The sequence below is a fragment of the Isoptericola halotolerans genome, from assembly GCF_013149785.1.
In the GTDB taxonomy this organism is placed as follows: Bacteria; Actinomycetota; Actinomycetes; order Actinomycetales; family Cellulomonadaceae; genus Isoptericola; species Isoptericola halotolerans.
This window is the reverse complement of the sequence record NZ_JABEZU010000001.1, coordinates 820,670-844,057: the sequence shown is the minus strand read 5'-3', so window position 1 is coordinate 844,057 and position 23,388 is coordinate 820,670. Positions and strand designations below refer to the sequence as shown.

18 protein-coding genes are annotated in these 23,388 nt (G+C 69.2%); all 18 read right to left on the bottom strand.

Features of this window, described 5'->3' with window-relative positions:
- Window positions 1-35: 35 nt before the first annotated feature.
- A complete protein-coding gene (rpsS, locus tag HDG69_RS03975) occupies window positions 36-317 on the bottom strand; it encodes a 30S ribosomal protein S19 (RefSeq protein ID WP_171782451.1) in 282 nt (93 codons plus the stop codon).
- Between the two features lie 14 nt (window positions 318-331).
- Complete coding sequence (gene rplB, locus HDG69_RS03970; protein ID WP_171782450.1) at window positions 332-1,168, bottom strand: 50S ribosomal protein L2; 837 nt, start codon at window positions 1,166-1,168, stop codon at window positions 332-334.
- A 31-nt stretch (window positions 1,169-1,199) separates the two neighbouring features.
- On the bottom strand, window positions 1,200-1,502 hold the full coding sequence (rplW, locus tag HDG69_RS03965) for a 50S ribosomal protein L23 (protein WP_106267314.1): 303 nt from the start codon (window positions 1,500-1,502) through the stop codon (window positions 1,200-1,202).
- Window positions 1,499-2,212: a 50S ribosomal protein L4 gene (rplD, locus tag HDG69_RS03960; RefSeq protein WP_171782449.1), complete on the bottom strand. Its 714-nt coding sequence runs from the start codon at window positions 2,210-2,212 to the stop codon at window positions 1,499-1,501. The genes rplW and rplD overlap by 4 nt, the downstream gene beginning before the upstream one ends.
- Before the next feature lie 5 nt (window positions 2,213-2,217).
- Complete coding sequence (gene rplC, locus HDG69_RS03955) at window positions 2,218-2,871, bottom strand: 50S ribosomal protein L3 (protein ID WP_171782448.1); 654 nt, start codon at window positions 2,869-2,871, stop codon at window positions 2,218-2,220.
- An 11-nt stretch (window positions 2,872-2,882) separates the two neighbouring features.
- Window positions 2,883-3,191, bottom strand: coding sequence for a 30S ribosomal protein S10 (gene rpsJ, locus HDG69_RS03950; RefSeq protein ID WP_013837837.1), 309 nt, complete (start codon window positions 3,189-3,191; stop codon window positions 2,883-2,885).
- A 468-nt stretch (window positions 3,192-3,659) separates the two neighbouring features.
- On the bottom strand, window positions 3,660-4,856 hold the full coding sequence (gene tuf, locus HDG69_RS03945; protein WP_171782447.1) for an elongation factor Tu: 1,197 nt from the start codon (window positions 4,854-4,856) through the stop codon (window positions 3,660-3,662).
- A gap of 126 nt (window positions 4,857-4,982) precedes the next feature.
- Window positions 4,983-7,085, bottom strand: a complete 2,103-nt coding sequence (fusA, locus tag HDG69_RS03940) for an elongation factor G (protein WP_171782446.1) — start codon at window positions 7,083-7,085, stop codon at window positions 4,983-4,985.
- A 114-nt stretch (window positions 7,086-7,199) separates the two neighbouring features.
- Window positions 7,200-7,670, bottom strand: coding sequence for a 30S ribosomal protein S7 (rpsG, locus tag HDG69_RS03935; RefSeq protein ID WP_171782445.1), 471 nt, complete (start codon window positions 7,668-7,670; stop codon window positions 7,200-7,202).
- Window positions 7,670-8,044: a 30S ribosomal protein S12 gene (rpsL, locus tag HDG69_RS03930; protein ID WP_106267324.1), complete on the bottom strand. Its 375-nt coding sequence runs from the start codon at window positions 8,042-8,044 to the stop codon at window positions 7,670-7,672. The genes rpsG and rpsL overlap by 1 nt, the downstream gene beginning before the upstream one ends.
- Before the next feature lie 549 nt (window positions 8,045-8,593).
- The gene (locus tag HDG69_RS03925) at window positions 8,594-12,475 is read right to left on the bottom strand and encodes a DNA-directed RNA polymerase subunit beta' (protein ID WP_171782444.1); all 3,882 of its coding nucleotides are present in this window, start codon (window positions 12,473-12,475) and stop codon (window positions 8,594-8,596) included.
- Between the two features lie 56 nt (window positions 12,476-12,531).
- Window positions 12,532-16,044 carry a DNA-directed RNA polymerase subunit beta gene (gene rpoB, locus HDG69_RS03920; RefSeq protein WP_171782443.1) on the bottom strand — a complete coding sequence of 1,171 codons (3,513 nt, stop codon included), beginning with the start codon at window positions 16,042-16,044 and terminating at the stop codon, window positions 12,532-12,534.
- 516 nt (window positions 16,045-16,560) lie between these two features.
- Window positions 16,561-16,950: a 50S ribosomal protein L7/L12 gene (rplL, locus tag HDG69_RS03915; RefSeq protein ID WP_171782442.1), complete on the bottom strand. Its 390-nt coding sequence runs from the start codon at window positions 16,948-16,950 to the stop codon at window positions 16,561-16,563.
- Window positions 16,951-17,034: 84 nt separating this feature from the next.
- Entirely contained in the window at window positions 17,035-17,565 is a 531-nt protein-coding gene (gene rplJ, locus HDG69_RS03910) for a 50S ribosomal protein L10 (protein WP_171782441.1), read from the bottom strand.
- Between the two features lie 262 nt (window positions 17,566-17,827).
- Window positions 17,828-20,233 (bottom strand): CHAT domain-containing protein, encoded by a 2,406-nt coding sequence (locus tag HDG69_RS03905; protein ID WP_171782440.1) that lies wholly within the window; start codon window positions 20,231-20,233, stop codon window positions 17,828-17,830.
- A 162-nt stretch (window positions 20,234-20,395) separates the two neighbouring features.
- Window positions 20,396-22,138 carry a S8 family serine peptidase gene (locus tag HDG69_RS03900; protein ID WP_171782439.1) on the bottom strand — a complete coding sequence of 581 codons (1,743 nt, stop codon included), beginning with the start codon at window positions 22,136-22,138 and terminating at the stop codon, window positions 20,396-20,398.
- 58 nt (window positions 22,139-22,196) lie between these two features.
- Window positions 22,197-22,697 carry a hypothetical protein gene (locus HDG69_RS03895; protein ID WP_171782438.1) on the bottom strand — a complete coding sequence of 167 codons (501 nt, stop codon included), beginning with the start codon at window positions 22,695-22,697 and terminating at the stop codon, window positions 22,197-22,199.
- Complete coding sequence (locus tag HDG69_RS03890) at window positions 22,688-23,296, bottom strand: RNA polymerase sigma factor (protein ID WP_246255975.1); 609 nt, start codon at window positions 23,294-23,296, stop codon at window positions 22,688-22,690. Before HDG69_RS03890 ends, HDG69_RS03895 begins: the two co-directional genes overlap by 10 nt.
- Window positions 23,297-23,388 lie beyond the last annotated feature (92 nt).

Below are 23,388 nucleotides of genomic sequence, written 5' to 3'. Positions count from 1 at the left end.
TGCTTCCTTTTCTCAGACCGACAGGGGCGCGCCGCTCAGCGGCGGCGGCCCTTCCGGTCGTCCTTCACGTGGCCGCGGAAGGTCCGCGTGGGAGCGAACTCGCCGAGCTTGTGGCCCACCATGGCCTCGGTCACGAAGACCGGGGTGTGCTTCCGCCCGTCGTGCACGGCGAAGGTGTGACCGAGGAAGTCGGGCGTGATGACCGACCGGCGGGACCAGGTCTTGATGACGTTCTTGGTCCCCTTCTCGTTCTGCGCGTCCACCTTCTTCTGAAGGTGGTCGTCGACGAAGGGGCCCTTCTTCAGGCTACGAGGCATCTGTCAGGCTCCTATCAGCGCTTCTTGCCGGTACGGCGACGGCGGACGATCATCCGGTCGCTCGACTTGTTCGGGCGGCGGGTCCGGCCCTCGGGCTGGCCCCACGGGCTGACCGGGTGACGGCCACCGGAGGTCTTGCCCTCACCACCACCGTGCGGGTGGTCGACCGGGTTCATGACGACACCACGCACGGTCGGGCGGATGCCCTTCCAGCGGTTGCGGCCGGCCTTGCCCCAGTTGATGTTCGACTGCTCGGCGTTCCCGACCTCGCCGACGGTCCCGCGGCAGCGGAGGTCGACGTTCCGGATCTCGCCGGACGGCATACGCAGCTGGGCGTAGGGACCGTCCTTCGCGACGAGCTGCACGGATGCCCCCGCTGAACGGGCGATCTTCGCGCCGCCGCCGGGCCGGAGCTCGACAGCGTGGATGACCGTACCCGTGGGGATGTTGCGCAGCGGAAGGTTGTTGCCGGGCTTGATGTCGGCACCGGGACCGGCCTCGACCGTGTCGCCCTGCTTCAGCTTGTTCGGCGCCACAATGTAACGCTTCGTGCCGTCGGCGTAGTGCAGCAGCGCGATGCGCGCCGTGCGGTTCGGGTCGTACTCGATGTGCGCGACCTTGGCCGGCACGCCGTCCTTGTCGTGACGACGGAAGTCGATCACTCGGTAGGCGCGCTTGTGGCCACCACCCTTGTGGCGGGTGGTGATCCGACCGGAGTTGTTGCGGCCGCCAGTCTTCGACAGCGGACGAACCAGCGACTTCTCCGGCGCGGAGCGCGTGATCTCGACGAAGTCGGCAACGCTCGAGCCTCGGCGGCCGGGCGTCGTCGGCTTGTGCTTACGGATTCCCATGGAAGTTGTCCTCGATCTGCTCTCGTCCGGCTCAGCCGACCGGACCGCCGAAGATGTCGATCGAACCCTCGCGGAGGGTGACGATCGCACGCTTCGTGTCCTTGCGCTTGCCCAGGCCGTAACGCGTGCGACGCGTCTTGCCCTTGCGGTTGATCGTGTTCACCGAGGCGACCTTCACACCGAAGACCTGCTCGACCGCGATCTTGATCTCGGTCTTGTTGGCGTCCGGGTCCACGACGAAGGTGTACTTGCCCTCGTCGAGGAGGTTGTAGGACTTCTCGGAGACGACCGGCGCGATCAGGATGTCGCGCGGGTCCTTCGTCACGGCGGTCACTTGGTGGCCTCCTCGGTGGTCGTCGCGGCCTCGGCCTCGACGTCGCTCTCCGTGGCGACGGCCTTCACCGGCTTGCCCGTGGCCGGGCCCGCCAGGAACGCGTCGAGCGCGCCCTGCGTGAAGACGATGTCGTCGGAGACGAGCACGTCGTAGGTGTTGAGCTGGTCCGCGGTGAGCAGGTGGACCTGCTCGACGTTGCGGAGCGACTTGATGGTCAGCTCGTCGGTGCGCTCCGTGACGACCAGCACGTGCCGGCGGTCGCTGAGCGTGGCGAGCGTGCTGAGCGCGGTCTTGGTCGACGGCACGCCGTCGACGCCGAAGCCCGACACCACGTGCACGCGGCCCGCACGAGCCCGGTCCGAGAGCGCACCGCGCAGGGCGGCCGCCTTCATCTTCTTCGGGGTGCGCTGGTCGTACTTGCGCGGCTGCGGGCCGTGGACGGTGCCACCGCCGGCGAACTGCGGGGCGCGGGTCGAACCCTGACGGGCGCGGCCGGTGCCCTTCTGCTTGTACGGCTTGCGACCGCCGCCGCGAACCTCGCCGCGCGTCTTGGTGGACGCGGTGCCCTGGCGCGCCGCAGCGCGCTGGGCGACGACCACCTGGTGGATCAGCGGGACGTTCGTGACGACGTCGAAGACCTCGGCAGGAAGCTCGGCGGTGCCGGCCTTCTTACCGGTGGCGTCGAGCACGTCGACGTTCAGGTTGGCCATCTGTCTCAGGCTCCCTTCGCGGCGGTACGGACGAGGACGATGCCGCCCTTGGGACCCGGGACCGCGCCCTTGACGAGCAGCAGGCCCTTCTCCGCGTCGACCGCGTGGACGGTCAGGTTCTGGACGGTCTTGCGGGCGTGGCCCATGCGACCGGCCATCCGCATGCCCTTGAACACGCGCGAGGGCGTGGAGGCGCCGCCGATCGAACCCGGCTTGCGGTGGTTGCGGTGCGCACCGTGCGAGGCGCCGACGCCGGAGAAGCCGTGACGCTTCATCACACCGGCGGTGCCCTTGCCCTTGGTGGTGCCGACGACGTCGACCACGGCCCCGGCCTCGAAGGCCTCGGCGGTGATCTCCTGGCCGGTCGAGTACTCGCCGGCGTCGTCGGTACGGACCTCGACGACGTGACGACGCGGCGTGACGCCGGCCTTCTCGAAGTGGCCCTTGAGCGGCTTCGTGACCTTGCGCGGGTCGATCTGGCCGGCGGCGAGCTGGACGGCCGCGTAGCCGTCCGAGTCCGCGGCACGGACCTGCGTCACCACGTTGGTGGGAACGGCGACGACGGTGACGGGAACGAGCTTGCCCGCGTCGTCCCAGGTCTGCGTCATGCCGAGCTTGGTGCCGAGCACCGCGGTCATGTTCTTCTGCTGGTTGGTCATGATCTCCAGCCTCAGAGCTTGATCTCGATGTTCACGTCAGCCGGCAGGTCGATGCGCATGAGCGAGTCGACCGCCTTCGGCGTGGGATCGATGATGTCGATCAGGCGCTTGTGCGTGCGCATCTCGAAGTGCTCACGGCTGTCCTTGTACTTGTGAGGCGACCGGATGACGGTGAAGACGTTCTTCTCCGTCGGCAGCGGCACCGGACCCACGACCGTCGCACCAGCGCGCGTCACCGTGTCGACGATCTTGCGCGCCGAGCTGTCGATGACCTCGTGGTCGTAGGACTTGAGCCGGATGCGGATCTTCTGTCCCGCCATGGCGTCGTCTGACTCTCTCTCTCGAACCGCTACTGTCCGACCCCCGCGCTCGGGCGTGTCGCATAGTGCGACATGTTCGAGCGCACGCCTGTTCGGCGTCGGGGCCGTTGATTGTGGACCGCTGCGCGGACCACGACGTATGTCCAGCCTGTCGAGACATGTGTCTCGTGGGGCGTTCCGCGTATCGACAGCAGGCATCCCCACGAGCCCCTCGAAGGAGGGGTCCGCTCCAGGCGCCGTCCCAGCCAGAGGCCGTGACGTGCACCGCGGTGCTACACACTGTTCGACACGAGAAAGAACGCGCCCGTGACAGGCAACTTGACCATCTTGCCACACGAGGGTGCAAGAGGCCAAGTCGTCCGGGTGTGACCCCGGACGCACCCGAGGCCCGGTCCCACCAAGGGGTCCGGGCCTCGGGCAGAGAACCGGTGGAGCTCAGCTCCCCAGGATCATCGAGCGATCAGCAGATCACTTGAGGATCTTGGTGACACGGCCGGAACCGACCGTGCGGCCACCCTCGCGGATGGCGAAGCCGAGGCCCTCCTCCATGGCGATCGGCTGGATCAGCTCGACCGACATGTCGGTGTTGTCGCCGGGCATGACCATCTCGGTGCCCTCGGGCAGCGTGATGACGCCGGTGACGTCCGTGGTCCGGAAGTAGAACTGCGGACGGTAGTTCGAGTAGAACGGGTTGTGACGGCCGCCCTCGTCCTTGCCCAGGATGTAGACCTGCGCCTCGAAGTTCGTGTGCGGGGTGATCGAACCCGGCTTCACGACGACCTGGCCGCGCTCGACGTCCTCGCGCTTGAGGCCACGCAGCAGGAGACCGGTGTTGTCGCCGGCCTGCGCCTGGTCCATCTGCTTGTGGAACGTCTCGATACCGGTGACCGTGGTCTTCTGCGGCTGACGGATACCGACGATCTCGACCTCGGAGTTGATGTCGAGCGTGCCACGCGCCACCTTGCCGGTGACGACCGTGCCACGGCCGGTGATCGTGAAGACGTCCTCGATCGGCATGAGGAACGGCTTGTCGAGCTCGCGGACGGGCTCGGGGACGTTCTCGTCCACAGCCTCCATGAGCTCCAGGACCTTCTTGGTCCACTCGGGGTCGCCCTCGAGAGCCTTCAGGCCGGAGACGCGCACGACCGGAGCGTTGTCGCCGTCGAACTCCTGCGACGACAGCAGCTCGCGGACCTCCATCTCGACGAGCTCGAGGAGCTCCTCGTCCTCGACCATGTCCGACTTGTTCAGAGCCACGAGCAGGTAGGGGACGCCCACCTGGCGGGCCAGGAGGACGTGCTCGCGCGTCTGGGCCATCGGGCCGTCGGTCGCGGCGACCACGAGGATGGCGCCGTCCATCTGCGCCGCACCCGTGATCATGTTCTTGATGTAGTCGGCGTGACCCGGCGCGTCCACGTGAGCGTAGTGACGGTTCGGCGTCTCGTACTCGATGTGGGCGATGTTGATCGTGATACCGCGCTGCTTCTCCTCCGGCGCGGCATCGATCTCGTCGAAGTTGCGCTGCGTGTTGGCAGGCAGGTCGGGGTACGCGTCGGCGAGCGTCTTCGAGATCGCGGCCGTCAGCGTCGTCTTACCGTGGTCGACGTGACCGATGGTGCCGACGTTGACGTGCGGCTTGGTCCGCTCGAACTTGGCCTTAGCCACTGGGGTCCTCCTGGGACTTGGGTAGATGTTCCGAACGTTGCGAGTGTCGGCCGATCAAGCCTAACCCTCGGGGCGTTGCGGTTTCCTACAGGTTGATGGTTGTGCAGGTGTTCGACCTGTGGGGACTCACTCGCCCCGGGTCTTCTTGATGATCTCGTCAGCCACGGCCTTGGGAACTTCGCCATAGCTGTCGAACTGCATCGAGTACACGGCGCGGCCCTGCGTCTTGGAACGCAGGTCCCCGATGTACCCGAACATCTCGCTCAACGGTACCTGGGCGCGCACGACCTTGACGCCCGTCGCGTCCTCCATGGACTGGATCAGTCCACGCCGCGAGTTGATGTCGCCGATGACGTCGCCCATGTACTCCTCGGGCGTGCGCACCTCGACGGCCATGAGGGGCTCCAGCAGCACCGGGTCGGCACGGCGGACACCCTCCTTGAACACCATGGAGCCGGCGATCTTGAACGCCATCTCCGAGGAGTCGACGTCGTGGTACGCCCCGTCGATGAGCGTGGCCTTGACGCCGACCACCGGGAAGCCGGCCAGCACACCCTGCTGCATGGCCGCCTGGATACCGGCGTCCACCGACGGGATGTACTCACGCGGGATCCGGCCACCGGTGACCGCGTTGGCGAACTCGTAGAGCTCGCCCTCCGTGGTCTCCAGCGGCTCGAAGGTCACCTGGACCTTCGCGAACTGACCCGAGCCACCGGTCTGCTTCTTGTGCGTGTAGTCGATCTTCTCCGCCTTGCGACGGATCGTCTCGCGGTACGCGACCTGCGGCTTGCCGACGTTGGCCTCGACCTTGAACTCCCGCTTCATGCGGTCGACGAGGATGTCGAGGTGGAGCTCGCCCATACCGCCGATGACGGTCTGGCCGGTCTCCTCGTCGAGCTTGACCCGGAACGTCGGGTCCTCCTCGGCGAGCTTCTGGATCGCCGTGGAGAGCTTCTCCTGGTCCGCCTTGGTCTTCGGCTCGATGGCCACGTCGATCACGGGCTCCGGGAAGGTCATCGACTCGAGGATGACCTGGGAGTCCGGGGCGCTCAGGGTGTCACCGGTGGTGGTGTCCTTGAGCCCGATGAACGCGTAGATGTGGCCGGCCTGCGCCTCGGGGACCGGGTTCTCCTTGTTGGAGTGCATCTGGAAGAGCTTCCCGATGCGCTCCTTCTTGCCCTTGGTCGTGTTGTAGACCTGGGCGCCCTGCTCCACCTTGCCCGAGTAGACGCGGACGTAGGTGAGCTTGCCGAAGAACGGGTGCGAGGCGACCTTGAACGCCAGCGCGGAGAAGGGCTCCGAGGCGTCCGAGTGACGCTCGATGATCTTCTCCTCGTCCTTGGCGTCGTGGCCCTGGACCGCGGGCACGTCGAGCGGGGAGGGCAGGTAGTCGATCACGGCGTCGAGCATGGGCTGCACGCCCTTGTTCTTGAACGCCGAGCCGCACAGCACCGGGAAGGCCTCGGAGTTGACGACGAGCTGGCGGATGCCGCCCTTGATCTCGTCGATCGTCAGCTCCTCGCCGCCGAGGTACTTCTCGAGCAGCTCCTCGTCCGTCTCGGCGACGGCCTCGATGAGCTCGCTGCGGTACTGCTCCGCCTTCTCCTGAAGGTCCGCGGGGATGTCCTCGATCTCGTACTTCTCGCCGAGGGCGGTCTCGCCGTGCCAGACCAGAGCCTTCATCTGCAGCAGGTCGACGACACCGGTGAAGTCGTTCTCGGCGCCGATCGGCAGCTGGATGACCAGGGGCTTGGCCTTGAGGCGCTCGACGATCGTCTTGACCGTGAAGTAGAAGTCCGCACCGAGCTTGTCCATCTTGTTGACGAAGCAGATGCGCGGGACGTCGTACTTGTCGGCCTGACGCCACACGGTCTCCGACTGGGGCTCGACACCCTCCTTGCCGTCGAAGACGGCGACGGCACCGTCGAGGACACGCAGGGAGCGCTCCACCTCGACGGTGAAGTCGACGTGACCCGGGGTGTCGATGATGTTGATCTGGTTGTTGTCCCAGTAGCAGGTCGTCGCGGCGGACGTGATCGTGATGCCGCGCTCCTGCTCCTGCTCCATCCAGTCCATCGTCGACGCACCGTCGTGCGTCTCGCCGATCTTGTAGTTCACACCCGTGTAGTACAGGATGCGCTCGGTGGTGGTGGTCTTGCCGGCATCGATGTGCGCCATGATGCCGATGTTGCGGACCTTCTTCAGGTCGGTCAGCACGTCAAGTGCCACGGTGTCTTACCCCTCGGGTAGTGGGACGTCGGGAACCGGTGCCGGAGACCCGGCCTCCGGCCGGCTCCGGATCCGCGGACGACCCCGGGATGCTCCCGAGGTCGTCCGTGCGCATCACCAGCGGTAGTGCGCGAAGGCCTTGTTGGACTCGGCCATCTTGTGCATGTCCTCGCGACGCTTGACCGCGGCACCGAGGCCGTTCGAGGCGTCGAGGATCTCGTTCATCAGACGCTCGGTCATCGTCTTCTCGCGGCGAGCGCGCGAGAAGTCGGTGAGCCAGCGCAGCGCGAGCGTCGTCGAGCGCGACGGACGGACCTCGACCGGCACCTGGTAGGTCGCTCCACCGACACGGCGGGAGCGGACCTCGAGCGCCGGGCGGATGTTCTCCAGCGCGCGCTTGAGCACGACGACCGGGTCCTGGTCCGTCTTGTCGCGGACACCCTCGAGGGCGCCGTAGACGATGGACTCCGCGGTGGACTTCTTGCCGTCGAGCAGGACCTTGTTGATCAGCTGCGTCACGACGGGCGACCCGTAGACGGGGTCGACGATGAGCGGCCGCTTGGGGGCCGGACCCTTACGAGGCATCAGGCCTTCTCCTTCTTCGCGCCGTACCGGGAACGCGCCTGCTGACGGCCCTTGACACCCTGGGTGTCGAGCGCGCCGCGCACGATCTTGTAGCGGACGCCGGGAAGGTCCTTCACACGGCCTCCGCGCACGAGCACGATCGAGTGCTCCTGGAGGTTGTGGCCGACACCGGGGATGTAGGCCGTGACCTCGATGCCGGAGGAGAGCTTCACACGCGCGACCTTACGGAGCGCCGAGTTCGGCTTCTTGGGGGTGGTGGTGTACACACGGGTGCACACGCCGCGCCGCTGGGGGGAACCCTTGAGGGCCGGGGTCTTCGACTTCCCGGCCTTGGAGGTCCGGCCCTTGCGGACGAGCTGCTGGATCGTAGGCACTACGTCTCCGTCGTCTCTCGAGCTCACGAGGGCCTCGTGGCCCTCGACGGTGGTCTGTCTGGCTTGTGCGTGCCGATCGCAGGCAGCACCCGCGATCCTCACGGACCGCAACGCCACTTACCACCGGCTCGATGGCCCGGGTCCGCTCCCCGTCCTGACGGAACGGGTCGAGCGGTCACCCCGGGATGCTCGTGCACGCATCAACGGCGCCTCCGCACAGTTCCCGGACACAGGTCCCGGAGTACTGACGGATGCACGGCGCGACGGCACGGGCACGGCTTCCTAGGCTACCTGCGGAAGCAAGCGTGGTCAAAGGACGAGACGACGGCCGCCCTGTGACGTCCGTCGCCCCCGCCCTGACGAAACCGCACCGAGGCACCGCCGGCACCGCCGTCGTCGTCCCTGCGACCCTTCCGCGAGGACACGACAAAGGGGTAGGGGAAGACCCCCGTCGATCCGGTCGTCCGCGTTCCCGAAGTGGAGGGCGCGCAGCGCCCGTGAACGCGACCGGATCGGCGGGGGTCTTCCCCTACCCCGTGCCGAACGAGATCAGCGGAAGTCGCCGAAGTCCAGGTCCTCCAGCGGGATCGCCTCGCCCGAGCCCATGCCGAGCGTCGGGAAGTCGATCTCGTCGTAGCCGAAGCTCGGGTAGAGCTCGGCCTTCGCCTGCTCGGTCGGCTCGACCTCGATGTTCCGGTAGCGGGGCAGGCCCGTACCGGCGGGGATGAGCTTACCGATGATGACGTTCTCCTTGAGGCCCAGCAGCGGGTCCCGACGACCGCTCATCGCCGCCTCGGTGAGCACCCGGGTCGTCTCCTGGAAGGAGGCGGCCGAGAGCCACGAGTCGGTGGCGAGCGAGGCCTTCGTGATACCCATCAGCTCGGGACGGCCGGCAGCCGGCTGGCCACCCTCCGCCACGGCCTTGCGGTTCGCGTCCTCGAAGCGGGTGCGCTCGGCGAGCTCACCCGGCAGCAGGGCGGCGTCTCCGGCGTCGAGCACGGTCACGCGACGCAGCATCTGCCGCACGATGACCTCGATGTGCTTGTCGTGGATGTCCACGCCCTGCGAGCGGTACGTCTCCTGCACCGCGTCCACGAGCTGCTTCTGCGTGGCACGCGGGCCGAGGATGCGCAGCACCTTCTTCGGGTCGACCGCACCCTGCACCATCTGGGTCCCGACCGTGACGTGGTCGCCGTCCGCGATCAGCAGACGGGCACGCTTGGTCACGGGGTAGCGGATCTCCTCGCCCCCGTCGTCCGGCGTGAGCACCAGGTGACGGGTGCGCTCGGTGTCCTCGATGGTGACCCGTCCCGTGTACTCCGCGATCGGGGCCTCACCCTTGGGGGTGCGGGCCTCGAAGAGCTCGGTGACACGGGGCAGACCCTGCGTGATGTCCTCCGCGGAGGCCACACCACCGGTGTGGAAGGTACGCATCGTGAGCTGGGTTCCCGGCTCACCGATCGACTGCGCCGCGATGATGCCCACGGCCTCGCCGATGTCCACGAGCTTGCCCGTCGCCAGGGATCGGCCGTAGCACTTCGCGCACGTACCGACCCGAGACTCGCAGGTCAGGACCGAACGGACCTTGACCTCCTCGATCCCGGCCTCGAGCACCTTGCCGATGATGATGTCGCCCGCGTCGGAGCCGGCCTCGGCGATGACCGTGCCGTCCTTCGCCACGACGTCCGTGGCGAAGGTCCGCGAGTAGATCGACGTCTCCACCCGGGGGTGCGGCACCAACTGGTCACCGATGCGCTCACCCACGGGCAGCGGGAGGCCGCGTTCGGTGCCGCAGTCCTCCTCGCGGATGATGACGTCCTGCGAGACGTCGACCAGACGACGCGTCAGGTAGCCGGAGTCCGCCGTCCGCAGCGCCGTGTCCGCGAGGCCCTTACGAGCACCGTGGGAGGCGATGAAGTACTCGAGGACGGACAGACCCTCACGGTAGTTCGACTTGATCGGGCGCGGGATGATCTCGCCCTTCGGGTTCGCCACGAGGCCACGCATACCGGCGATCTGACGGACCTGCATCCAGTTACCACGGGCCCCCGAGGAGACCATGCGGTACAGGGTGTTGCGCTCGTCGTTCTCGAGGTGCTCGCGCATGACGCCGGCGATCTTGTCGGTCGCCTGCGTCCAGATCTCGATGAGCTCCTGACGGCGCTCGTCGTCGGTGATCAGACCCTTCTCGTACTGGCCCTGCACCTTGAGCGCCCGCGCCTCGTGCTCGTCGAGGATCTCGTTCTTCTCGACCGGCATCGCGACGTCGGTGATCGAGATCGTCACGCCCGAGCGGGTGGCCCACTTGTAGCCGGCGTCCTTCAGCGCGTCGAGCGACGTCGCCACGTCGACCTTCGGGTAGCGCTCCGCCAGGTCGTTGACGATCGTCGAGAGCTCCTTCTTGCCGACGATCTCGTTCTGGAACGGGTAGTCGACGGGCAGCGCCTCGTTGAAGAGGGTCCGGCCGAGCGTCGTGGAGAACAGCAGCGGCTGCCCCTGCTCCCAGCCCTCGGGGGCCTCGAAGCCGCGCAGCGGCGGTACGAGGTCCGACATCCGCACCGTGATCTCGGCGTTGATGTCGAGCTCGCCACGGTCGAAGGCCATGATCGCCTCGGCCTGGGACGAGAACACGCGGCCCTCGCCCTTGGCACCCGGGCGGTCCGCCGTCAGGTGGTGCAGACCGATGATCATGTCCTGCGAGGGCATGGTCACCGGACGGCCGTCCGACGGCTTGAGGATGTTGTTGCTCGAGAGCATGAGGATGCGGGCCTCGGCCTGCGCCTCCGCGCTCAGGGGCAGGTGGACCGCCATCTGGTCACCGTCGAAGTCGGCGTTGAACGCGCCGCAGACGAGCGGGTGCAGGTGGATGGCCTTGCCCTCGACGAGCTGCGGCTCGAAGGCCTGGATGCCCAGGCGGTGCAGCGTCGGTGCACGGTTGAGCAGCACCGGGTGCTCGGTGATGACCTCTTCGAGGACGTCCCACACCACGGCGCGCGTGCGCTCGACCATGCGCTTGGCCGACTTGATGTTCTGCGCGTGGTTGAGCTCCACGAGCCGCTTCATGACGAACGGCTTGAACAGCTCCAGCGCCATCTGCTTCGGCAGGCCGCACTGGTGCAGCTTGAGCTGCGGGCCGACCACGATGACCGAACGGCCGGAGTAGTCGACACGCTTGCCGAGCAGGTTCTGGCGGAACCGCCCCTGCTTGCCCTTGAGCATGTCGGAGATCGACTTCAGCGGGCGGTTGCCCGGCCCGGTGACCGGGCGACCACGGCGACCGTTGTCGAACAGCGAGTCGACGGCCTCCTGCAGCATCCGCTTCTCGTTGTTGACGATGATCTCCGGCGCGCCCAGGTCGAGCAGCCGCTTGAGGCGGTTGTTGCGGTTGATGACGCGGCGGTACAGGTCGTTGAGGTCCGACGTCGCGAAGCGGCCACCGTCCAGCTGCACCATCGGGCGCAGGTCCGGCGGGATGACCGGCACGGCGTCGAGCACCATGGCGGACGGCGAGTTCGTCGTCGTCAGGAACGCGTTGACGACCTTGAGGCGCTTGAGCGCGCGGGTCTTGCGCTGCCCCTTGCCGCTGCGGATCAGCTCACGGAGCGTCTCCGCCTCGGCCTCCAGGTCGAAGCTCTCCAGACGCTTCTGGATCGCCGCGGCGCCCATCGAGCCCTCGAAGTAGGTGCCGTAGCGGTCGACGAGCTGGCGGTACAGCATCTCGTCGCCCTCGAGGTCGGCGACCTTGAGGTTCTTGAAGCGGTCCCAGACCTGCTCCAGGCGGTCGAGCTCCGCGTCGGCACGCTTGCGCAGCTGAGCCATCTCGCGCTCGGCCGAGTCACGGACCTTGCGACGCGCGTCGGCCTTGGCACCCTCGGCCTCGAGCTCGGCCAGGTCGGCCTCGAGCTTCTGGGCGCGGACGTTGATGTCGTTGTCGCGCCGGTCGCTGATCTCCTTCTTCTCCAGGTCGATCTCGTTCTGGAGGTTCGGGAGGTCTTCCTGGCGGGCCTCGTCGTCGACCCACGTGATCATGTAGGCCGCGAAGTAGATGACCTTCTCCAGGTCCTTCGGTGCCAGGTCGAGCAGGTAGCCGAGTCGCGAGGGCACACCCTTGAAGAACCAGATGTGCGTCACCGGGGCGGCGAGCTCGATGTGGCCCATGCGCTCACGGCGCACCTTGGACCGCGTGACCTCGACACCGCAGCGCTCGCAGATGATGCCCTTGAAGCGCACCCGCTTGTACTTGCCGCAGTAGCACTCCCAGTCCCGGGTGGGGCCGAAGATCTTCTCGCAGAAGAGCCCGTCCTTCTCCGGCTTCAGGGTGCGGTAGTTGATGGTCTCGGGCTTCTTCACCTCGCCGTGCGACCAGGCACGGATGTCATCGGCCCTGGCCAGGCCGATACGCAGCTCGTCGAAGACATTGACGTCGAGCAAGATGTCCTACTTCCTCAAAACTTTTCGGATGTTCCGTCGTTCAGCCGGTCGCTGGATCAGATCTCGTCGACCGTGGTCGCCGAGTTCGGACGGCGGGACAGGTCGATGCCGAGCTCCTCCGCTGCGCGGTAGACCTCGTCGTCCGACTCCTTCATCTCGATCTGGACGCCGTCGCTCGAGAGCACCTCGACGTTCAGGCAGAGCGACTGCATCTCCTTGAGGAGGACCTTGAAGGACTCCGGGATGCCCGAGTCGGGGATGTTCTCGCCCTTGACGATCGCCTCGTAGACCTTGACACGGCCGGGGATGTCGTCGGACTTGATGGTGAGGAGCTCCTGGAGCGTGTACGCGGCCCCGTAGGCCTCGAGCGCCCAGACCTCCATCTCGCCGAACCGCTGACCACCGAACTGCGCCTTACCACCGAGCGGCTGCTGGGTGATCATCGAGTACGGGCCGGTCGACCGTGCGTGGATCTTGTCGTCCACCAGGTGGTGCAGCTTGAGGATGTACATGTAGCCGACCGCCACCGGGTCCGGGAACGGCTCGCCGGACCGACCGTCGAACAACGGCGCCTTGCCGTCGAGGCCGACCATGCGGTCCCCGTCGCGGTTCGGCAACGTCGTGGAGATCAGACCGCGCAGTGCGTCCTCCTCCAGGCCGTCGAACACCGGTGTCGCCACCGGCACGCCCGGCTCGGAGCGCTTGGCGTGCTCGGGGAGCTTCTCGCGCCACTGCAGGTCGTCGCCCTCGGCGAGCTCGACGTCCCAGCCTCGGCTGGCGACCCAGCCCAGGTGGGTCTCGAGAACCTGACCGACGTTCATGCGGCCCGGAACACCCAGCGGGTTCAGGACGATGTCGACCGGCGTGCCGTCGGGCAGGAACGGCATGTCCTCCTGCGGGAGGATCTTGGAGATGACGCCCTTGTTGCCGTGGCGGCCGGCGAGCTTGTCACCGACCGTGATCTTGCGGCGGTTGGCGATGTAGACCCGCACGAGCTGGTTCACGCCGGCGGGCAGCTCGTCGCCGTCCTCCCGGTTGAACTCGCGCACGCCGATGACCGTGCCGGACTCGCCGTGGGGCACCTTGAGGGACGTGTCGCGGACCTCGCGGGCCTTCTCGCCGAAGATGGCGCGCAGCAGGCGCTCCTCCGGGGTCAGCTCCGTCTCGCCCTTGGGCGTGACCTTGCCGACCAGCACGTCGCCGGCGCCGACCTCGGCACCGATGCGGATGATCCCGCGCTCGTCGAGGTCCGCCAGCACCTCCTCGGAGACGTTCGGGATGTCCCGGGTGATCTCCTCGGGCCCGAGCTTGGTGTCGCGGGCGTCGACCTCGTGCTCCTCGATGTGGATCGAAGACAGGACGTCGTCCTCCACGAGGCGCTGCGACAGGATGATCGCGTCCTCGTAGTTGTGGCCCTCCCACGACATGAACGCCACGAGCAGGTTGCGGCCGAGCGCGAGGTCGCCCTCGTCGGTCGCCGGACCGTCGGCGAGCACCGAGCCGACCTCGACCCGCTGGCCGTCGTCGACCAGCACGCGCTGGTTGTAGCTCGTGCCCTGGTTCGAGCGGCGGAACTTCGCCACGCGGTACGTCGTGGTCGTCGCGTCGTCGTTGGCGACGGTGATGAGGTCTGCCGAGACCTGCGTGACCACACCGGCCTTGGAGGCGACGATGACGTCACCGGCGTCGACGGCGGCACGACGCTCCATGCCGGTACCGACGAGCGGGGCCTCGGACCGCACCAGCGGCACGGCCTGGCGCTGCATGTTGGCACCCATGAGCGCGCGGTTCGCGTCGTCGTGCTCGAGGAACGGGATGAGCGCGGTCGCCACGGACACCATCTGGCGCGGGGAGACGTCCATGTAGTCGACGTCGGAGGCCAGGATGTCGTCCGTCTCGCCGCCCTTGGTCCGCACCAGGACCCGGTCGAGCGCGAAGGAACCGTCGTCGTTCAGCGCCGTGTTCGCCTGGGCGATGACGTGACGGTCCTCGTCGTCGGCGGTGAGGTACACGACCTCGTCCGTGACGCGGCCGTTGACGACCTTGCGGTACGGGGTCTCGATGAACCCGAACGGGTTGATGCGGCCGAACGAGGCGAGCGAGCCGATCAGACCGATGTTCGGGCCCTCAGGGGTCTCGATCGGGCACATGCGGCCGTAGTGCGACGGGTGGACGTCACGGACCTCCATGCCGGCACGGTCGCGGGACAGACCACCGGGGCCCAGCGCGGACAGACGACGCTTGTGCGTCAGACCCGCCAGGGGGTTGTTCTGGTCCATGAACTGCGACAGCTGCGAGGTGCCGAAGAACTCGCGGATCGATGCCACGACCGGTCGGATGTTGATCAGCGTCTGCGGCGTGATCGCCTCGACGTCCTGCGTGGTCATGCGCTCGCGGACGACGCGCTCCATGCGGGACAGACCGGTGCGGACCTGGTTCTGGATGAGCTCACCGACCGCACGGATGCGACGGTTGCCGAAGTGGTCGATGTCGTCGGTCTCGACGCGGACCTCGTAGGGCTCGCCGTCGCGGGTGCCGTCGATGGTGGTCTTGTCGGCGTGCAGCGCGGCCAGGTACTTGATCGTCGCGACGACGTCGTTGACCGCCAGCGTGCTCTCGCTGAGCTCGGCGGTGACACCGACCTTCTTGTTCAGCTTGTAGCGGCCGACCTTCGCGAGGTCGTAGCGCTTCGGGTTGAAGTAGAAGTTCTCGACGAGGGCGCGGCCGGCCTCGACCGTGGGCGGCTCGCCCGGACGGATCTTGCGGTACAGGTCGACCAGGGCCTCGTCCTGGGTGTGGACGTGGTCCTTCTCGAGCGTGTCCAGGATCGTGGGGAAGTCGGCGAACTCCTCGCGGATCTCCGACTCCGTCAGGCCGAGCGCCTTGAGCAGGACGGTGACCGGCTGCTTGCGCTTGCGGTCGACGCGCACGCCGACGGCGTCGCGCTTGTCGATCTCGAACTCCAGCCAGGCGCCGCGCGAGGGGATGATCTTCGCGGAGTAGACGTCCTTGTCGCTGGTCTTGTCCGGGGTCCGCTCGAAGTAGACGCCCGGGGACCGCACGAGCTGCGAGACGACGACGCGCTCGGTGCCGTTGATGACGAAGGTGCCCCGGTCGGTCATGAGCGGGAAGTCGCCCATGAACACCGTCTGGCTCTTGATCTCACCGGTGGTGTAGTTGACGAACTCGGCCGTGACGAACAGCGGCGCCGCGTAGGTGAAGTCCTTCTCCTTGCACTCGTCCACCGTGTACTTCGGCGGCTCGAAGCGGTGGTTGGAGAAGGAGAGGGACATCGACTGTCCGAAGTCCTCGATCGGGGAGATCTCCTCGAAGATCTCCTCCAGACCGGAGGCGTCCGGGACGTCGTGGCGACCGGACTCGAGCGCGGCCTCGACCCGGGCCTGCCAGGCCTCGTTGCCCAGGAGCCAGTCGAAGCTCTCGACCTGGAGCCCGAGCAGGTCGGGCGCCTGGAGCGGCTCGTGGATCCGGGCGAAGGAGACGCGGCGGGAGGCGGTGCGGTTCGCGATGGCGTCGGCGGACGGAGCAGAAGGGGTGCGCGAGGCAGCCAAGAGGGGTCCTTCCCTGCAGTTCGATGGCACGCTGTACGCTCGTGCTGCGACGGGGCGCCGAGCCGCAGGCGAAGGGCCGCGCCGCGAGGGGACCGAGGGTGACCACGGTGATCTCAGCGGGCGGGACGACGACAGCGGGAAAGGGCGTCAGGGCACAGGCGAGCGCAAAGCGCTAGCGTAGCCGAAGCCGAGTGACGTGTCCACCCGCGAGGGCGCGCGAGCAGACGTCCTCGGCTTCGTCGGTTGTGAGGACGTTGTCTCGGTGGCCGCCATATGCCGCCCAAGAAACGGTACCCACCGACGTTACCGCCCGACAGGCGAGGTTGCCAGGCAGAGAACGGAGCCCTTGCTCACACTCCCCCGCCTCCTCACAGTTTCCCCATGAACGGACCTCGCCACGGACAGGCCCGGACAGCACGAAGGCCCGCCCCCGGAGAGGGGACGGGCCTTCGTGCGGATCAGGCGCCGCGACGCAGGTCGCGGTGCCACCCGTGAGTGCGGCTCAGGCCGCGGTGCTCACTTGAGGGTGACGGTGGCGCCGGCGCCCTCGAGCGCCTCCTTGGCCTTCTCGGCAGCGTCCTTGTCGACGCCCTCGACGACCGGCTTCGGCGCGCCGTCGACCAGGTCCTTGGCCTCCTTGAGACCGAGGGACGTGAGCGCGCGCACCTCCTTGATGACCTGGATCTTCTTGTCGCCGGCCGACTCGAGGATGACGTCGAACTCGGACTGCTCCTCGGCAGCCTCGGCCTCGGCGCCACCAGCGGCGCCGCCCGCGGCAGCAACCGCGACCGGAGCAGCGGCGGTGACGTCGAACTTCTCCTCGAAGGCCTTCACGAACTCGGAGAGCTCGATGAGGGTGAGCTCCTCGAAGGCGGACAGGAGCTCGTCGGTGCTGAGCTTCGCCATGATGTGGCGTTCCTTTCAATCAGCGCTTCGCGGGCCGTCCGGCCCGCCAGAAGCAGGGGGTTGTGTGTCAGGGCGTCCGCCAGGTCAGGCGGCGACGCCCTCCGAGTCCTGCTTCTGACGCAGGGCATCGATGACTCGGGCGACCTGGGCAGGCTTGGCCGAGAAGGCGTAGGCAGCACGCGTCAGCGTGGCCTTCAGCCCACCAGCCACCTTGGCCAGGAGAACCTCGCGGGACTCGAGGTCCGCGAGCTGGGTGATCTCCGCAGCGGTCAGCGGGTTCCCGTCGAGGACACCGCCCTTGATGACCAGTGCAGGGTTCGCCTTGGCGAAGTCACGCAGGCCCTTGGCGGCCTCGACCGGGTCCCCGGTCACGAACGCGATCGCAGAGGGGCCCTTGAGGTCGGCGTCGAGACCCTCGACACCCGCCTCCTTGGCCGCGATCGTCGTCAGCGTGTTCTTCACCACGGCGTAGGTTGCGTTGCCGCGCAGCGACCGTCGCAGCTCCTGGAGCTGCGTGACGGTGAGCCCGCGGTACTCGGTCAGCACGGCCGCGTTGGTCTCACGGAACTTGTCCGCGATCTCCGCGACGGCGGCTGCCTTGTCCGGCCTCGCCATGGCAATCCTTCCGGTGGTGGAGCCACCGGTCACCCCGGGAAAGAGAAAGAGCCCCGGCGCAGGCGCACGGGGCTCGGAGCTCACAGCAGGACTGTGGATCGTCGTCGTGTCACCTGCGCAGGACCCCGCTCTTCGCGGGACTTCGGTCTTCAACCGTTCGGAGCAAGCTCCGGGCAGTATCTGACGACCGGCGGTCTTGGGTTACCCGAGAACCCTACACGACGACGGCGGCGTCACGGCACCCCGGGGAGGGAGGCGCGCGTCACAGCGGACCGAAGCAGACCAGCGGGACCGGTTCGGGCTCGGGCCGGACGGCACGAGCCAGGGCGGTCGCGGCGTCCGCCCCGTCGCGCAGCTCCCGGTGCAGCCGTGGCATCACCCGTGCCGCGACGTCGTCACGCAACGGTGCGACGGCGGCGACGACGGCACGGGCGCCCAGCCGCAGCAGCACGCTCGTCAGGCCGAGCGGCTCGCCACCGATCCGCGACGAGGACCGTCCGACCTCGCACGCCGAGAGGACGACGACGGCCCCTCGCAGGTCCGCACCGTCCAGCTCGTGCGCGTACAGGGCACCGTCCGCGAGGCGGACGGAGGAGAACAACGGGTTGTCCGGCTCGTGCGTCCCGTGAGCGGCGAGATGGACCACCCCCGCGCCGACCCATGCCCTCGTCGTGGCGGCGCAGGTCGCCTCCGGCCCGGTGAGCACCTGGACGTCGTCCCACACCTCCGCCACCAGACGGGCCTCCTCCTCTGCGGCCACGAGTCCCGGACCGGCGACGACGACCGCCCGGTCGACGCCCGCAGGCCGACCGACGGAACCGAGGTCGGCCCACGAGTTGACCCAGGTCCCGTGGCCGGCCCGGGAGGGCATCGCAGCCCAGGGGATCCCCAGCAGCGCACCCCGAGCCGCGACGTGCAGCGTCCCGCCGACGCCGAGCGGCTCCAGCAGCAGCGTGTCGATCCGGGCGAGAGACCGTCGGGCGGACGTCGCCGCGATCTCCCGCAACGGCGCGGGGATGAGCCGGTTCGCGAGGACCTGGAGGTCCTGACCCACGCGGCGGGCCAGCTCCAGCACCTCGGGAGCGGGGCACAGCTCGGACGAGCGGACGCCGTCGGACGCGACGCGGAGAGCCGTGACGCGGTCGGTGAGCAGGTAGGAGACGAGCACGGCGTCGGGTGCGACGCACCGGAGACGCTCGACCACGGCCGACGCCGTCGCCGCCGTCGGCATCCTCTCCCCCGCTCCGGCAAGCCGCCAGGAGCGACGCCGGGCACGCTCCTGGAGCTTGCGCGACTCGAGCTCCCGCCGAGCACCGACCTTCCGGTCGGCGGGGTCCGGGCTGGCACCCAGCTCGCGAGCCTCCTCGCCGGCTCGCCGGGCGCGGGTCAGGAGGTCGGCGAGCTCGGGGTCGTCGGGCGGACGCACCCGGGCCGCACCCGCGAACGCCGCGCGGCCTCGTTCGGTGGCGTCGAACACGGCGCGGGCCCGCCCGGTGGCGAGCGCTGCCTCCACGTCCACCCGTGCGAGCCGGCCACCGTGCGCCGCCGCCGCAGCCACCGCCTCGACCGACCCGACACGCGCCCGGTGGTCGGCCAGGATCTCCTGCCCACGGCGCACGGCACGCAGCCCGGCACGCCGATCGGCCCGCGCGAAGGCCACCTGCGCCAGCACGGACTGGTGGTGCACCCGCAGCGGGAGCGGGTTGTCAGCGCTCAGGCGCGGAGGCAGGGTCCCGGCGATCTCTCCGGCACGACCGACGTCCCCGGCCAGCAGGGACCACTCGACGGCGAGCAGCCTGCCCGTCACCGCGACGACAGCGCCCGCACCCCGTCCGCGACGTTCGGCGTCACCCGCGAGCGCCAACGACCGTTCCCGACGAGCGCGCCGGGTCGCACGGCGGGAGGGCCTTCCGTCCCGGTCCGCCGCCAGCAGTGCCTCGAGCCCGACCGCGCTGGCGCGCAGCGCCCAGGCCTCGTTCCTGACCAGGAGGAACGCGCGGCGCGACCTGTCGGCCCACCGGACGGCCTCGTCGTACCTCCTCAGCAGGATCGCGCACTGTGCCCGGCCGAGCGCGGCGTCGCCCCGCTCCCCGGTCAGGTCCTCGGACGTCAGCAGGTCGACCGCGCCGGCCAGCACCTTCTCGGCGTCGGTGACCAGGCCCGCATCGAGCAGGACCGCCGCACGGCCCACCTCCGACCAGCCGTCAGGTCCGCCGGGCTGGAGCGCGGCCGCCTCCTCCATCTGGTTCAGGGCCGCGGGGATGTCACCTCGCAGGTAGTTCCCGAAGCCCAGGTTGAAGAGCGCGAAGGCCGCATACAGGTCGTGCCCGGCGCGACGCGCGTGATGCAACGCCAGCTCGTGATGGCGGAGGTCCGCGTCGAGATCACCCATCTCACCTGCCGCGGCCCCCCGGTTGATGTGCACCACGGCAAGGTCCCGATGGTTCTCGGGATCGGCGGTCGACAGTGCGCGGTCGAAGGTCCGCGCCGCCGCGACGGCGTCGCCGGACCTCAGCAGCAGCAGCCCGTCCTGGGCGTGCACGACAGCGGCCAGCGCAGGCACCTGTGCGGCGGCGAGCGCCTCACCGATCAGCCTCCGCGCGCCGGCCAGGTCACCGGTCAGCCCGTAGACGCACGACGCCTCACCGATCAGTGCGCGGACACGCATCTCGACGACCCAGTCGCCGTGGATCGAGGCTTCCAGCGGCAGGACGTCGCGCAGGAGTGCCTGGTAGGCACGCGAGGCCCGCCGGACCTGCGAGGCCGCGTTGAGCTCTTGCGCCTCGCGGAGACGCGCGTCGTACGCCGCCTTGTCGATCCCTGCCTCCTCCTAGCCGGACGCGCTGCTCCCGACAGGGCCGAGGCCCGTCGCCTGCGCGACAGCATCCCACGTCGCCGCCGCGAGATCCCCGTCGGCCCGGGCCCGTCCCAGACGTGCCGCGGCGATCTGGGCAGCCAGGTACGGCGCCGAGAACGACGTCCCGCTCCATGTGGCGTACCCCCCGGTGAAGTCGTCCGGGTCGACCGTTGCCCGGACCCCGGGTCTCAGCCGCTCGGCCACTCGGGCTTCCGGGGTCTCCGGCCCGTCCAGCGTCGTCGGCATCGTGGAGACGACGGCGGCCCCCGGCCGGACGCAGGTGACCCACGGGCCGTCGTTGCTGAAGACCGCGATCGTGCCGTCCGGGTTGGTGGCCCCGGCGACCAGGAGGGGCGGGTACGTCGATGAGAGCTGGTGGTCGTCGACCGGGGCCGGGCCGTTCTCCCGGTGCTCCAGGCGAGGTGCCCACGCGGCCGGGAACAGGGGCCTCGTGGTCCCGTCGTTCCCTGCCGCGGTGACCACGACGACACCGGCACGGCGCAGCTCGCGCAGCACCCGCCGCAGAGGCCCGTCGTACCCGTAGTCCACCGGCTGCTCGTGGTAGTAACCCATCGCCAGCACCACCACGTCGACCTGGTGGTAGCCGTCCCTGCCGGCCAGTCCTCGCCGGTGGTAGCGCAGCAACCTCCACAGGGTGTGGAGCACCTGCCACTCCGGGATGTCGCCCGAACCTCCGAAGGCGCGGACGGCCATGAGCACCGCGTCCGGGCAGACCTGGTGGACGACTCCGGCCATGAAGGTGCCGTGCCCCGCCACCGGGTCCAGAGGGCCCGTCAGCGGGTCGACGCTGAGGCCGCCGAACTCAGCGTCCTCGGAGTCGAACCGGGACACAGGGAACAGCCCCACCGGCCGACCGTCGAGGGAGGCGGTCCGCACGACGACCGGGCTGTCCTGGGGATCGTGCGGGTCGTACTCGCCGAACCACGGGTGCGACCCGACCCCGGTGTCGACGATCGCCACGACCGGCCTCCGTGTGCCGTCCGCGGCCGCCCACGGCGTCGGACCGTCGGCGAGCTCACGACGCGGTGCACCGCCGAGATAGCGCACAGGCGTCAGCCCGCCCGTCCCGGGACGCCCGTACTCGTCGACGGCGCTGTACGGCAAGGGGGTGCTGCGAGCACGAGCGACGGGGACGAAGGGCATCGGCGTCGACCGGTGGCGCTGCGCCCGCATCACATGATCGAGGCCCACGCGCGGCGTCCGCTCCTCCCCCTCGTCGCCGTCGTCGCGAGCGTCCAGCTCGCCGAGCTCCCCGGCGATCCGCTCGAGGACCTGCCAGGCGTCCACCTCGACGTCGTCGTCGCGCAGCGGGACCAGGCGCAGCGCGTACCCGAACGTCTCGTCGTCGACGTCGTCGACCGCGAGGTCTCCCAGCGTGCCGTCGTAGACGACCCGGTAGCCCATCTCCGTGGCGATGCGTCGTACCCCGTCGATCCACGTCTGCGGCTCGTCGTCCTCGGGCCACGGGTCCAGGCCGGCCTGTGCGCTGCCGCCCCCCGCGACGAGCGCCGGAACCGCCTCGGCGACCTGCCCTCGCAGACCCGCCGGCAGCGGCCCACGGACGATGAGCCGGTCCGCGACGTAGGTGGTCTCCGCGACCCGCGAGGCGCCCGGGCTGCGGCGGACCCGGTCCGGGTCCAGGTGACGCACGGGGCGGCGGCCTCCGGCGGCGTCGGAGATGGTCGTCTCGCTCACGTGCTCCTCCTCGGTGTCGGGCACGCTCGCGCCCGCAGGTCAGACAGGGTGCTCGGGTCTACAGCTCGATGACGGGCGTCGTGATGGGGAGGTCGTCCTGCTCGACGAGCAGGCTGGCCAGGCCGCGCGGGACGTTCTCCAGGACGAACCGGCCGTCGTCGTCGGCGGTGGTGCGGTGGTCGCCGTCCGGACGGCGCAGCACGACCGTCAACGTCTCTGCGGGGGCGAGCCAGCCGTCGACCCGCACGGTCCGTGGCTCGTCACCGGGTGACAGGGCGATCATCACCGTGAGGCGTTCGTGCGTGAAGGTGATGGTGCGGGTCTCCAGGGGTGGCGCATCGCTGCGCACCGTGCCGGCCGGCGCCTCGAGCACCATGAGCTCCATCACCTCCGACTCCAGGCCCGCCAGCGTCATGGCGAAGCGCGACCGCTCCACGAGCCCTTCCGGGACGGGGTCCACCCGGCCGCTGAGCTCCGCCACCCGCTCCAGCAGGGCGACGTCCGAGGCGTCCAGCGGGTCGTCGGCGCCCACGACGCCGTCGAGGTCGGTCATGTCCATGAGGTCTCCCCCTGCTCGGTGAGGACGGCCCGCAGCTTGGCGAGGCACCGTCCCCGGGTGGCGCCGATGCTCCCCACCGGCATGCCGATCGCGGCGGAGATGGAGCGGTAGTCCGGACGGTCGGCGAGGGACACCAGACGCAGCAGCTCCTGGCAACGGCCCGGGAGCTGCTGCAGGGCGGTCCACAGCATCCGGTCACGCTCGTCGCGCAGCACCTCGGCCTCCGGGCCGGGCGCCGTGTCCGGCAGCGTCGCAGCCGTGTCGGCGTCGTCGTCCGGAAGCTCTGTGCGCCGGTGGTCGTCCGCACGCCCCTTGCGCACCGCCTCCCACGCGGCACGGCGGGCCGTCACCAGCAACCACTTGAGGGTGGCCTGCGGCTCGGTGATCGACTCCACGTGCGCGACGAGCGCGGCCCAGGTCTGCTGCACGACGTCGTCGGCCACCTCCCGCGGGACACCCTGGGCGCGCACCGTGTGCCACAGCATCGGCGTCGCCTCGCGGACGAACTCGCTCATCAGCTCGGCGTGGCCCTCGCGGTAGCCGACGAGGGCGGCCGCAGCGCGGTCACCCAGGCTCTCCGTCTCAGCGGGACTCGTCATCTCTCCTCGCGCGGCCTCGTGCTCCGAGGCGCGGGGCGCCTCGGAGGTCTGCCACGAGCCTAGGGCGCCGTGGTACGCCCCGCGGCGCGCCC

Excerpts from the sequence above, each read along its gene's own strand:
- rplC (WP_171782448.1), bottom strand. The coding sequence starts at position 2,871 with ATGACCAACCAGCAGAAGAACATGACCGCGGTGCTCGGCACCAAGCTC.
- rpsG (WP_171782445.1), bottom strand. The coding sequence starts at position 7,670 with ATGCCTCGTAAGGGTCCGGCCCCCAAGCGGCCGCTCATCGTCGACCCC.
- rplJ (WP_171782441.1), bottom strand. The coding sequence starts at position 17,565 with ATGGCGAGGCCGGACAAGGCAGCCGCCGTCGCGGAGATCGCGGACAAG.
- HDG69_RS03895 (WP_171782438.1), bottom strand. The coding sequence starts at position 22,697 with ATGGACATGACCGACCTCGACGGCGTCGTGGGCGCCGACGACCCGCTG.
- HDG69_RS03905 (WP_171782440.1), bottom strand. The coding sequence starts at position 20,233 with ATGCGTGTCCGCGCACTGATCGGTGAGGCGTCGTGCGTCTACGGGCTG.
- rplD (WP_171782449.1), bottom strand. The coding sequence starts at position 2,212 with ATGGCCAACCTGAACGTCGACGTGCTCGACGCCACCGGTAAGAAGGCC.
- rpsS (WP_171782451.1), bottom strand. The coding sequence starts at position 317 with ATGCCTCGTAGCCTGAAGAAGGGCCCCTTCGTCGACGACCACCTTCAG.
- rplB (WP_171782450.1), bottom strand. The coding sequence starts at position 1,168 with ATGGGAATCCGTAAGCACAAGCCGACGACGCCCGGCCGCCGAGGCTCG.
- HDG69_RS03890 (WP_246255975.1), bottom strand. The coding sequence starts at position 23,296 with ATGACGAGTCCCGCTGAGACGGAGAGCCTGGGTGACCGCGCTGCGGCC.
- rpsJ (WP_013837837.1), bottom strand. The coding sequence starts at position 3,191 with ATGGCGGGACAGAAGATCCGCATCCGGCTCAAGTCCTACGACCACGAG.
- rplL (WP_171782442.1), bottom strand. The coding sequence starts at position 16,950 with ATGGCGAAGCTCAGCACCGACGAGCTCCTGTCCGCCTTCGAGGAGCTC.